The sequence below is a fragment of the Stieleria maiorica genome (genome assembly GCF_008035925.1).
GTDB lineage: Bacteria > Planctomycetota > Planctomycetia > Pirellulales > Pirellulaceae > Stieleria > Stieleria maiorica.
Map to the genome: position 1 here is coordinate 3,962,866 of NZ_CP036264.1, position 12,948 is coordinate 3,975,813.

Sequence of the window (12,948 nt, forward strand, 5' to 3'; positions counted from 1 at the left end):
AATATTTGCTGGTCAAAAGATCCAGTCATTCCGCGGCAACTCGCCTCTTTTCACCTACATTTTTGAGCATTCAATCTCTTGCCCCTTCTCCGATGCAGATCCAGACTCGCCACACGAAAGCGTGAATCACGCGAACACATAATCGGGGACAGTCCAATCTTCCTGCCCCAGAATCTGCCTACGTCCCGATTTCAGTTGCTTCTATGTAGGCCAAACCGTAGGTGGAACGACGGGACCGTTCCAAGGGCGCACTAGACTTCCAGCGTACCGTTTCAACGAATCACTCATGCTAGACCGAACACGATGCCGACCGCTGCGCAGGAATCATCGATACAACAGCGATTATTGAATCGATTCGAAATCGCCTCGCAGCCGGACGATCGCCGGCGTGCCAAACGCTGGCCGATGCTACGCATTCTGGCGGTGCTTCGGGATACCGCGGCCATTGCGTTTTTCGGCCTCCTGTTTTTTTCCGAGTCGTTCGACATACTCGAAAACCTGACCGGTTTGAGTGTCACATGGGTAACCAAACCCTTGGTGTCCTACATCTTCTGTGCAGGATTTGCCCTGGCGCTGTTATCCCCGCTTCTGACCCGTATCCTCTCTACGCGATTTCGCGAAAAGCGATTCGAAGCGGTCCCCGAGACTCCGTGGTTTCTATTTCTTTATCGTGAGAAGGCTGAAAAAATCCTCGATGAATTTGGCTTTATTCGAATCGGGACTTTTCGTGTCGATGGCGAAACTTCCCCCACGTTTATAGAGGTCTATCTCAGTTCCCGGCAGAGAGTGGTTGCCGTTTTCCATCTGCGGATGGGAACCAAGTGGACCGAATTGGTGTCAATGACCGACAGCGGACGCGTCATCGTGACAAGTTCGCAGGCTGACAGTGAAGCCGATAACGAAGCCGATAACGCCACGGAAAGCACACCGTCGATCGTCATGACAACCGTTCCCGAAAGACCCTTCGACGACATGGTTGCCTTTCATCGTCAAAAGTCAATCGAAACGACTGAAGCAACAGACTCGCCGATCACGGAACTGGCCGAGACGGACGTGGTGGACGTGCTGCGATACTGCAACCGCGCAAAGCACGACCTGCAGGTCAATCGTGGATTATCCCGCGACAAAGTCGGCCCAATGTCGTACGGTCGGTTCCGATTTCCGGTAGGCGTCATTGCGTGACCGGCCGGCGGATGGTCAAAAAATCGAGTGGTCAAAAAATGCTCGCTCCATGTAGCGTCCCTCTCGGGATTCACATCTTTTGACCAACTCATTTTTTGACCGGTCTCCTGCACGAAGCGGAAATACGCAAACAATGGCCGATGCTTGCAAACGTATCGATGGGGTTCCTGTGATCGTTGTCGGAAGGCATTTTCAACGTTAGAGTGTTCGTTGCTCGTCCGTGGGACTTTGTACCTGCTTTACCAGCACGTGCTGGACCAAGCGAGAGCAAACGTCTGATCGGACGGTGATGAAGAGGTACAAAGGCAGTAACGTGGATCGCTGGTCGCGGATCGCGCAGCTCGAACGATTCTTGACCGGTTGCCGTTGGCGTCGGTTCTCGATCGTCGTCGCGCCAGCGGACTCGGCATGCTGACTTGCGCGATGACGACCTTCTGAGTCATCTTTTCGTCGACCGGTACGTCGTTTGCTTTTCCGTGCTGCGGTTCAGACGCCTCCCCATACCAGCGACGCAAAATTGATGTCCGCAACGATTCCATCTGCTCCGCAACAGAGCACGCTCAGCACCCCCGATGGCCGCGGATTGCACCTCCGGCGCTGGGGCGACACGACAAATGAAAAGGCGCTTGTGGTCGTTCATGGTTTGGGGGAGCACAGTGGCTGGTACGGCGAATTGGGTGATGCGATGGCATCGTCCGCCGTGACAACCTACGCCTACGATCAGCACGGACACGGCAAAAGCCCAGGCGTACGCGGCCACGCGCCGTCGCTGGACCGGTTTATCGACGACTTGCAGTGCGTTTGTGAATCCGTCGCCGAGCGGCAGCCAAATGCAGAGATCATCCTCTTGGGCCACAGCATGGGCGGTCACATTGCCTTGCGGTATTTGCTGGACAGTGACCGTCCGCCTGTCGACCGGGCGATCGTGACCAATCCGATGATTCTTCCCAAAAACCCACCGACGAAGGCACAGTCATTTGCGGCCTGGTTGACGGCTAAGGTCATCCCGCGGGTTCGTTTGTCGGCGGACATCGATCCGAGTCAGCTGACGCAGGACACCGAGATGCTGGCGAGACTTGCCGCCGACCCACTTCTGCACGAAAAGTTGTCGATCGGCATCGGTGGCGAATTGATGTCCAGCGGGCACGAAATACTGGAGCAGGCTGACCAGCTCCGCACCCCATTGTTGTTCTTAATTGGTGAGGACGACGAGATTTGTGACGCTGAAACGAGCAAAGAGTTTTGCACGCGGTCGGGCGAGTGTTGCACGACAAAGAGATTCCACGGTCTCCGCCATTCATTGCTTCTGGAAACCCGCCGCGATGAAGTCTTGGACACGATCACCGCGTGGCTTTCAGGGACGCATCAGGCGCAAAATGCCGGCTGAACATATCGGCTGATTAACAATTCGACATCGCGTCGGCACGCTCCTGGGGCACATCAAAGCGGTCGAGCATCATCACCTTGTGCCACGCTTTGACAAAATCGTTTACCAAACGCGCATGGCCGTCATCCGCAGCGTAGACTTCTGCGATTTGACGGAGTTGAGCGTTCGCCCCGAATACCAAGTCGCAACGTGTTGCGGTGTATTTGGTTTCGCCCGTCTGTCGATCGTTGATGTTGAATAACAGCTCGTCGTCACTCTGCGGCTGCCACTGGAAATCCATGGACGTCACGACGCAAAAAAAGTCGTTCGTCAATTGACCTGGACGTCCGGTGAAGACACCATGATGCGACCCGTCATAGTTGATGGCCAATACCTTCAGTCCCCCTGCCAACGCCGTCCACTGGGGAGCTGTTAATTTCAGCAAATGAGCTTTGTCCAAGAACAGGTGCTCAGGCGGAATCTTGTACGTGACTTCGTCGTTGCGGTAATTCCGAAAGCCATCGACAACGGGTTGCAGCCACTCAAAGCTCGGTTCGTCCGTCAATTCTTGCGTCGTGTCCCGCCGACCGGCCACGAATGGAACGTTGACATCAACCCCCGAATCCCGAGCAGCCTTTTCCACGCCGGCGCATCCGGCCAAAACGATTAAGTCCGCCATCGAAATTCTTTTGTCGCCTGATTGGGCATCATTGAAAGCACCCTGGATTGCTTCAAGCGTCGACAGCGTGTTCTGCAGCTCAGCCGGATTGTTCATATCCCAGCTCCGTTGAGGTTCCAGCCGAACGCGGGCGCCGTTCGCGCCGCCACGTTTGTCGCTGTCGCGGTAGGTCGACGCGGAAGCCCAGGCCGCGGCGACCAATTGTGATACCGTCAGCCCGCTGCTGAGAATCTTTTGCTTCAATCCATCGATATCGGAATCGTTGACAAGTTCATGATCCAGCGGCGGCACGGGATCTTGCCACGGCAACAACTGGTCGGGAACTTCCGGGCCGACGTAGCGCTCGATCGGTCCCATATCGCGATGCGTCAACTTGTACCAGGCTCGCGAAAATGCATCGGCAAAGTAGTCGAAGTCTTCCAGAAAACGTTCGCAAATCTTGCGATAGATGGGATCTTCTTTTAACGCGATATCGGACGTCATCATCATCAAAGCGTTTTCTTTGCCTTCGATGTGTGCATCAGGAGTCTTACGCGCGTCGGCGTCGACCGGAGTCCACTGGAGGGCACCGGTCGGACTCTTTGTCTTTTTCCATTCGTAGGTGAACAGGTTCTGCAGGTACTCGTTGTCCCATCGAGTTGGATGGGAGGTCCACGAGCCTTCGATCCCGTTGGTCATCGTGTACTCTGCGTTGCCGGTACCGACCGGATTGTGCCAACCGAGCCCCATTTCTTGCATGGACGCCGCTTCCGGTGCCGGACCGATTTTTTCGGGGTCGACCATGCCGTGAGACTTCCCAAACGCGTGACCACCGGCGATCAACGCGACGGTTTCTTCGTCGTTCATCGCCATCCGCGCGAAACTCTCACGAATCTCTCGCGCACTGTCCATCGGATCGCCGTTTCCGCCGGGGCCTTCCGGGTTGACGTAGATCAGCGCCTGGTGCGTGGCCGCGACCGGGTTTTCCAGATCCCAGTGCTCCTGTTTGGGATCACCTTCCCAACGTTCGTCCAACGTGACCATTTCATTGGGGTGACCGACATGCTCGTCGCCGGTCCATCCTTCCGGTCCCCAATACGTCGCCGAATCAGCCTCCCACTGGTCGATGCGACCGCCGGCAAATCCAAACGTCTGAAACCCCATGTCTTCCAGGGCGACATTGCCGGCCAGAATCATCAGGTCGGCCCAACTGAGTTTGGCGCCGTACTTTCGTTTGATCGGCCACAGCAGACGTCGCGACTTGTCGGTATTGCCGTTGTCCCACCACGAGTTGATGGGCGCGAAACGTTGCATGCCTCCTCCTGCTCCTCCACGCCCATCGGCGATGCGGTAGGTCCCCGCGGAGTGCCAGGCCATGCGAATCATTTGAGGTCCGTAGTTGCCGTAGTCGCAAGGCCACCAGTCAACCGAATCATGGAGCAGTTCCCGAATGTCGGACTTCAGTTCATCGTAGTTGATTTCGGCAAAAGCCTGGCAGTAATCCAGATCGCTCAGCGGATTGGCTTGCACCGGATCTTGGTGCAACAGTTCCACCTTCAGCCGGTTCGGCCACCAGTGATCCAATTGCGGTTCCGAACCGATCGCCCCGCCGACGCGTGTTCCGCGAAACGGACACGCTCCCATCGTGGCGGCACGCGTTGTCACCTTGGTCGTCGTATCATGACCGCCGTTGTCCATGTCGACGGGTTTTGAGGAGTGAGCGTGTGGAAAGGGGCATTGCGATCCAGATTCGGAGGACATGGGTTTGTCGCTGTTTTAAGTTTGGAATCGGGGAGCTGCCATTGTAAGGCATTGCACCCCAGCAAGAGCTGACGGGTGGGCGCGGCTCGCAGTGGTCGACGGTCGCTGGGGGAACAACACGGGAATCGTCCCGACGGCTCGCAGAAGGGTAGCGTGGTGGCTAGCCTGCCTCTGCCGGATGCGATTGATGGTTGGGAGCGTGCCCCCGACCGCGCAAACAGAACGACCGGCAACGATTCGATGGCACCTTTCCGGCTATTTGAGCCGAACGGGCGAGGGCTGCGTCACCCCAACTTTCGACCATCTGGGCCCCGAGCGACAAGGCATCCAATTCCTCGACGTCAAACATGAGCGGTTTGACCAGATCGTCCCGGCTGAGCACGTAGTCGACGCCGATCCACGCTCCGAAAGAGCTGGACGGCCACCCGGTCGTACAAGTCAGACCTCCTTCATGAGAGATGAGAAAAAAATGAAGCCAGCCGCCTTCAAAACCCCCTCGGACACACAGGTCCAGGTCGTCAGAAGCTTCCACGCGCCCGTCGAATCGGTTTGGAAATCCTTCACCGTGCCCGAACGGGGCGCACGTTGGATGCTGGGACCGCCGGGCTGGTCGATGCCCGTCTGTGAGATGGACTTTCGAATCGGAGGAAAGTACGAAAACCGATTCCGCAACGAAGCCGAGGGCACCGAATTCGGCTGGACCGGTGAGTTTCGTGAAATCGAACCGCCGACAAAAATCGTTCAAGAAGAAAGCTTTGAACTCGGAGACACGGACGAGGCAGCCGTCATCACCATCACGTTTGAAGAGACGGGCGGGGTGACCACCGTCGCCACCCGGATTGAATATGCCTCCAAAGGGGCGCGCGATGCCGCTCTGGCGGCCGGCATGGCCGCGTCGATGGAAATGGGCTATTGCCGCATCGATGACTTGCTCACTGAGTCATCCTGATTTCTTCACGCCATCAATTGGCGCGGTTGCGCATGTGGTCCGCCGTCCGAAAGAATGTCATCTTCAGTTGTGAAACGAGCAGCGGGTTGTCGACCAGTTCGTCGAGTGCTCTATTCATGCACAATAACCATTGGTCTCGTTCGTCTTCACCGATCGGAAACGGCAAGTGCCGCGCTCGCAACCTCGGATGACCATATTCTTCGATATACAGCGACGGCCCGCCGAAAAACCCCGACAAAAACTTGAACAGCTTGTTTCTCGATTCGGTTAAGTCGCTGGGATGGAGTGCGCGAATGGTCTTCGTCTCGGGCAGTTCCGACATCAGATCGTAAAACCGATCGACGATGCGGCGCAATTTCTCTTCGCCACCGAGCTGCTCGTACAATGTTGGGGGATTCATCGGAACAAAAATACTCGAATGTTCTACGACGGGCTACCTGATGACTGCTGATGTTTTTTCCGAGTTCCTCGATCCATTTAAGCGACACAGTGTGCTGCGCGAGCGCGTGCGGGCCGTGTTAGAGCGGTTGCCGACATCGGTTGTGGAGGATTTCTTGCAGGACGAACGCTTTCGCGTCACGCTCGAGAATTTCGTTCCCGGCCAAGGCTGGTCACTGTGGATGGCGATGCCGGGGGCGAATCGTAGCGGCAGCCGCGTCGTCGTACTTCGTCAGCGGCTCAACGACTGCAACGAAGACTTCGCCCTGTACATCATCGCACATGAATTTGCGCACGCGCATCTCCACAACGGCGGCTGGGGCGAACACACCGATCCCGAGCAAGCGGCCGACGCTCTGGCCGATTCCTGGGGATTCCCGAAGGTCGCGCGTTCCCCGCAGGGCTAGCGCCGATTTTCAGTTCGAACGCCAACCGCAAGATCGGCTCTCGATCTGTGGGCGGCACCGTGCCCAAAGGAAAACTGGTCAAAAAATGAAGTGGTCAAAAAATGCAGGCACCGTGCAGCAGCGGTTCCTTCGTTGTCCGCATTTTTTGACCAACCCATTTTTTGACCCTTCTCCGAAACCAACCGCGGACTCGGCACAAGAAGACGGATACGGGTAGACCAAATCCATAGTCTCGGAAGGTATGAATTCATCGGTATGCCAGGTCAGATCCGTTCCGTCGGGCTTAACGGACGTAATACGCCCTGCGCGGTGAAAAACGAGTCGATCATTCTGAGAGGGATCCGTTTGGGCGCTCAGATCTGCCTGGCCAGTCATGAATAGCGAAAAGCAAACGACAAGCGAAAATCTCAACTCTTGGCACATGCCCCTCTCCTGACTATTCATTGCCGCTTCAGATGCCGAATCTGGGTTGGTGGTCGGGCAGAATCTTCATGAACCAACGCACCCATCCATTTGATGAATGTACCTATCACGGAGAACCGAGGCAATTTCCTGATCTCGGTTGACTTGGCCAACTCCTGTCAAACCGACTTCTCCTGTGATGTGGGGGAGCTCCTTCCGATCGAAACGTCAGGTTGACCTACCTACCTCGTATTGAAACACCGACGCGGATCAGTGCGATGTCCGGGAGACGCAAGTGTTCGTCATTGCTGAATCATCGATTTGATGTCGTCGATGCTGACGCTGTCGTACAGTCGCGACGAATTAAAATTCCCTTCTCCTGGATGATCCAAGTAGTTGGGAAGATGCCAAACCTCCCTCCCGTTGTGCTTGAGCCAAATCTCCTGGAACGCCAATGAACCGGGCGCGTACTTCCAGACGAGACCCTCGTCGGTCTCGTGGCATTCAATCAACAAGGTAAGTTCGGGATCGGTGCCAAGCTGATTCGTAAAGATGAAGAGTGATCCGTCGACGACAGGCGAATCCGCCTTTTGCAACTCCACTGCGTTGAGGCGAAAAACGGCCTTGGGAATGAGTCGTAGTGCATCAACTTCACCCGTCTGGACCGATCGTGTTTCCGCGGAGAACTGCTTCGCGATCCCCCGCATTTGTAGATCCCTTCGGCGTCGTGACAGGTCGTCATCGCCGGGCGGAGGCGTTGGCGCTGTTGGCAATGATCGCAACTTGACACCAACAGGAGACCACATTTGCCCCCACTTCATCGGGCTTCGGATGGGCTTCGGTGGCGTCTCGATCAGTGCTTGAAACTCCTGGTAGACTTCCCGTCCCGATTGGATCGGAAGCGATAAGACGCCACCGGCGACCACCGCTCGGCCTTGGTAGGTCCAAACGTAAACGTCTCCGGAATTCGGCGCGACGGTATCGCGATACTTCTGATAGTCCAGTCCCGTCCACGTGAAGACGGGATCTTCGAGTTTCAGCCGTTGCAAGCCGTCGTCATCCAGTCGGAAACGAATCTGCTTCGCCTGGTGGCGATAAAATTGCTTTAGGGTTTCATACTCTTGCGTCGGCTCCTGAGCCCACGTCGTGGACACGATGGTCAGGTGACACAAGCAGATCATGACCATCGCCCGAACCATGGTATTTCCCCTTCAATCAAGTTGAGATGCCGTCCGTACCTTTCAGACAGTTTGTCTGGTTTGGACTAGCATACCGAAAAGGAGAAGCGAATCAACGTCTGGTCGGCTTAAAGGCGCCACCCACCTTGCACGCTCTCATCGGTTGGACGGTCTTCAGGGAGGGCATCATTTGGTGCCACCCGTGATCGCTCCGTCAATGGAAGGAGCATGTCCTCTCTTAACTCGACAGGTGGGTGTTGTCTCTGTGGCGGCACCTGTCAGCTGTCCGCTCAACATGCCATGCGGAAGGGTGGTCAAAAAATGGAGTGGTCAAAAAATGAAGGCACGGTGCAACAGCAGTTCCTTCGCCGTCCACATTTTTTGACCAACCCATTTTTTGACCCTTCTCTGATACCAACCGCGAGCTTGGCACAAGAAGTCGGATGGCCACAAACGCACGGGCGGCAATCCGCAGAATCTTCTTACCCCCAAAATCTTCCTACCTCCCGATCCCACCGGCTCCTGGACGGACGCTATTGCAGCAGAGAAGGCAGAATGATCCGGGGCAGAATGATGAGGGCATGCTGCCGGTGCGTCCCGACGTCCGGGCTCAACGCCATGCCCTTTTTTCAGCCCCTGCGGACGAATCATCCCGTGCACTCCAGACCCAACGAAAAGAGGCCCCCTGCTGACTGCAGGAGGCCTCTTTCTGAGAGCTACCCCGCTAGGGTTTCCCCCACCGCGGAAAACACGGGGCGAAACAAATCGTCCGGCAAAAGTACCCCCGAAAGTACCCCACAGCCTGCGGAGTTGTTTGCTGAGTGCATCCGCGACCATCTTTCCGATGCCGAGATGGCTGACTTGCTGACATCGTTAGGGTCGGCCAGCGGCTCTGCGATTGTAGGCTCGGAAAGCGACGCTCACGGGTGATGAACGTCGCAGCAGACGGCACTGAAACGAAACCCCTCGTACGAATCACTTCACCAGTGATGGACGTAGAACCTAGGAGTCTCCCGCAACGCAATTTGCGTACTTGACGATGCGATGGGAGTGTCGCCGTGTTCTCCGAACTCGGCGGATCGAGAAAGCGAAGCTTTGCCCCGCGCCGACCTCGTAGAGTACGGCGGCTGTCCAGCCCAATCGAAAACGAAGCTGCGGTAGACAACGAGGGATCGTCCAGCGGGTTCAAACGCATTAATCGAAGTGAGCGGAAGATTGCCGAGGGCAAATGGGCGCGATGCGTCACAGCGGTGACGGTGTCGATTTATTCTCCTGGGGAACCACGTAAGCGACTCGGGGATTGGTTCATCATCGCGGCGTAGTGAACCGCCACAAATAGCAGTTCGGTGAGACATCGGGCAGCCGGCCGCCAAACACTCTGGAACCGCTTTGAAGTGCGAAAGGGGGCCCCGATCGCGAAGGAATTTGACCCGCTAATCGAAGCTGGCGATTTCCCGGTACTTGGTTACCTCCCGCCTCCGTCGAAACTGCACCGTGGAGAATCAAAATCTGATTGGACACAGCGTCGCTTTGCGGCAAGCCAGTCAGATCATTTGCGTTGGTCGCCGCAGACGATACGGCGAGAGCCATCGGACGCAATGCGAAGGTGGTGTGTCGGGCGTCTGATTGGTGCATGACCTCATGACGTGCTCAGGTCTCCAGTCTCCCCTTTCCACGGTCAGCACGTCTGCTCGTCAGCAGAAATGGGGCGTTCGAAGGTGAGGGCTAGAACGGGCATTGGGGCCGACGCGCTGATTGATCGGTATTCCGTCAACAAATGAAATGTCTTTCAGTTGGATCAGCGGCTGGCCCCAACAGACATTCGATCTCTGCAATGCTGTTCCAAAGTTTGCAACAGTGCATTGCGTCAACGTCTAGGAATCCTACACCTGCCGGGTTTCTTTACCCGGATCCCCCCATCGACACGGTCAGGTACCTGGGGGACCAAAAGAAAAGGTTTTCTTGCTCCCGCCCCCCGAACGGTTGGCCAGGGCGTGGGGAGAAGACAGCAGCACGTACACCACAGTGCTCATCCGGCGTGGTGCAGCAAAACGACGGCAAAATTGCAGTAAACGACCGCACTCTCAGTGGAAGGCGGGGCTTTCGGTGCATAAGGGGGCCAGTCCAGGCCATACTTTCGCGTTGATTGAGCGTGAAAACTCGCAAGAACTGCCAATATGGCAGCCCCTTGATGAAACGGAAATCAACCTTGGGCAATGTACGCCCTTACCGAACCCATTGAACGCCGCCCGCAAGCGAGTTGAAGGACGACCTGGAGTTGGCTTGCCCTTGGTAGGCGATCGAAGCCTGACCGCCCAAGAATCGGAACAGATCGAGTTGTGCCCTCACGAATCCCCAGTCACGCCCGGCGTCGACGCCGCGGTCGGTCAGTTGGGACATCACCGATGTGTTTGCGACACTCGAAACGAAAATCTCATTGGGATCGAGATACTCGTGCATCCACCCGAAACGAACGCGGGTGGTCGCCACAACGTTCCCCAACCCTCCGGATTGCTCCATTCCAAGCCCCAACACGCCTCGCATTGAGTCACCGCTGCCGCCTGGGTTGGTCAGTGCGAAATCAACATCTCCCGTTTCATTGATTGCGTCCAATTCCACCCGCGAACCGTGAAGCCCGAGGTAGGGAACCCAACTGATGGCTTGCCACACAAAAACCGTTCCAGTCTCAAAGTAGGCAAATCCTGCTGTACCATCGAACGAGCTTTGGGCGGCCGTTGAACCTTCGATCACCGAGAACGACCGATTCACGTCGTAGGTTTGTACGCCCCCGCCACCAGCGGCAAGTAAGTACAGAGAATCGCCCACGTACTCGATGGATCCGCCGCCGCGGTATGACTCGATGTCAGCATGTTGTTCGACGCCAGACATTTCGAGCTTCCCACCACCCAAGTGAGCGAAAAGGTGTGACGACAGCCCGTTCTTGTTGCTGAGCCCCAACCCCAACTCCATTCCCCCAAACTCTTGGTAGTAGCCGGGTGTCTCGCAATGATCTTCTTCCGTGCTGGCGGACACACCGTAGGCCCTCGCCCATGACATGATCGCCGGCGGGCGGACTCCGTCGTAGCGTTGCAGCAGCACGCGATCGCGAATCGATTCTATGTTGTTCTGAATGTGGACGATTTCGGCACCGATCAGTGACGGGTAGATTGATCCCGAAATCGCGTTCGCCGCGGCGACCATTGTCTCGCCGGCGGAGTTCACGAGCGCGTCCACTCCTGTGTGGGAGCTGCCTCGCAAGTCCTCAAACACCTCGACAGCGGACAGTTGGTTGCACCCGGTCACAACGGTTGAAAACGGCGCCCCGTTGTCTTGAATGGCGAACCCGATCTGATTGGCAGGCAACGAAGAATCAAAGACCAATTCCAGAAAGGGGCGGTCCGGCACGTCAATTGGTGGTGTCGGGCTTGAAAGTGTTCCTGAGATCGTCCCTGCATCCAACACAAGGAAAGTTTGGCCGGCGGCGAACTGATCACCGTTGAATCGAATCGACAGATCAGCCGAATCAACGGTCGCAGTTCCAGAGACGGTCACACGGTCGGATGTCGTCGTGCCACCGGAAGTGCTGAGATCCAACTGGACGGTGCCCCCGGTCAGATCTAGATCACCGTCCACATCGAAGATGCCGATCGTACCAGCGTTCGCATTCGCACCGGGCGACAAGGTTCCAAATGCCGTGCCGCTCGGCCCGATGTCGCCCGTGACGGTACCATTTCCAACGACCGTCACGCCGGAAGCGACGACAAAATCCGGGTCGTCAACTGGGTTGGCCACATTCAAGTTTGTGGGATCAATCGTGCCACCAGCCAGGTTCAATGCACCGGCGACGCCGGCGCGGTCGATGGTAACGTTGATCGGGTCCCTTGTTGTAAAAGACAGATTACCTGTGATCGACGGCAAGTCACTCGAAAGCGTGATCGTTGTATCGACCGGAAAGTCGAAAACGATCCGATCGCCCGCCGCTGCATTTGTCAGCGCCTCTCGCAATGACCCGGTGCCCGAATCCGCGGCACTATCGACAATCAAATCAGCTGACGACGCCGATTGCACTGAAACCGCTGACCCAAGAATTGCGAGTAATGCACATCGACGGAGGTTCCTCAACACCAACGAATGAGGTTCTTTCAGCATGATTTTGAGCCCTGACGCGGAAGTAACGAATGGGGTATCGTCCTCCCACCGTCAGAACACTGCCAAGAAATGACACTGACACAACAGACGTTTCGAATACAAGCGAGGCATCCGGCAGTACCGTCAAGGCTTGCCAGACCTGCCCACCGCGTTCTTAATCATCTCCGGTTTCGGAAACACCATCTACTTATTGTTCCGCTTGGTTTTTTCAACCAAGTGGGAACCGACGAGGGAACCGATCAGCAGCAACCCAATCAACACGTAGTTTCGCAATTCGCCCTTGATGCCCAACAGTTCGATCACCAATACGATCACGATTCCGGCGACAATCGCTCCCCCTGAAATGAGGTAGCCTCGCCATTGAATTGGTTTTCGCTCATCGGAATGCGAACTACGCGATTCGGGCGGGCGATAGGGATTGGTCATCGACTCATTGTGGCTTGGTGCCTGTGCTCCGT

General features: G+C 56.3%; 9 protein-coding genes. 4 read left to right on the forward strand and 5 right to left on the reverse strand.

The window, feature by feature from the left end; translation table 11 throughout:
- Window positions 1–303: 303 nt before the first annotated feature.
- Entirely contained in the window at window positions 304–1,182 is an 879-nt protein-coding gene (locus tag Mal15_RS13615; RefSeq protein ID WP_147868272.1) for an MFS transporter, read from the forward strand.
- 520 nt (window positions 1,183–1,702) lie between these two features.
- On the forward strand, window positions 1,703–2,569 hold the full coding sequence (locus tag Mal15_RS13620) for an alpha/beta hydrolase (protein WP_147868273.1): 867 nt from the start codon (window positions 1,703–1,705) through the stop codon (window positions 2,567–2,569).
- Between the two features lie 13 nt (window positions 2,570–2,582).
- Here the strand turns inward: Mal15_RS13620 and katG are convergent, their stop codons facing one another.
- Window positions 2,583–4,967, reverse strand: a complete 2,385-nt coding sequence (gene katG / locus Mal15_RS13625) for a catalase/peroxidase HPI (protein ID WP_199773865.1) — start codon at window positions 4,965–4,967, stop codon at window positions 2,583–2,585.
- A 469-nt stretch (window positions 4,968–5,436) separates the two neighbouring features.
- On the opposite strand from katG, the gene Mal15_RS13630 reads away from it, so the two are divergent.
- The gene (locus Mal15_RS13630) at window positions 5,437–5,916 is read left to right on the forward strand and encodes an SRPBCC domain-containing protein (protein ID WP_167546799.1); all 480 of its coding nucleotides are present in this window, start codon (window positions 5,437–5,439) and stop codon (window positions 5,914–5,916) included.
- A 13-nt stretch (window positions 5,917–5,929) separates the two neighbouring features.
- On the opposite strand, the gene Mal15_RS13635 is transcribed toward Mal15_RS13630, so the two are convergent.
- Window positions 5,930–6,316, reverse strand: a complete 387-nt coding sequence (locus Mal15_RS13635) for a group II truncated hemoglobin (protein ID WP_147868275.1) — start codon at window positions 6,314–6,316, stop codon at window positions 5,930–5,932.
- Window positions 6,317–6,356: 40 nt separating this feature from the next.
- Between Mal15_RS13635 and Mal15_RS13640 the strand changes: the two genes are divergently transcribed.
- Entirely contained in the window at window positions 6,357–6,761 is a 405-nt protein-coding gene (locus tag Mal15_RS13640) for a hypothetical protein (RefSeq protein ID WP_147868276.1), read from the forward strand.
- 704 nt (window positions 6,762–7,465) lie between these two features.
- On the opposite strand, the gene Mal15_RS13645 is transcribed toward Mal15_RS13640, so the two are convergent.
- From Mal15_RS13645 to Mal15_RS13655, 3 genes are all read right to left on the reverse strand, one after another.
- The gene (locus tag Mal15_RS13645) at window positions 7,466–8,362 is read right to left on the reverse strand and encodes a hypothetical protein (protein WP_147868277.1); all 897 of its coding nucleotides are present in this window, start codon (window positions 8,360–8,362) and stop codon (window positions 7,466–7,468) included.
- 2,205 nt (window positions 8,363–10,567) lie between these two features.
- Window positions 10,568–12,385, reverse strand: coding sequence for an autotransporter family protein (locus Mal15_RS13650; protein WP_167546800.1), 1,818 nt, complete (start codon window positions 12,383–12,385; stop codon window positions 10,568–10,570).
- Between the two features lie 288 nt (window positions 12,386–12,673).
- Window positions 12,674–12,916, reverse strand: a complete 243-nt coding sequence (locus Mal15_RS13655; RefSeq protein ID WP_147868279.1) for an SMP domain-containing protein — start codon at window positions 12,914–12,916, stop codon at window positions 12,674–12,676.
- Window positions 12,917–12,948 lie beyond the last annotated feature (32 nt).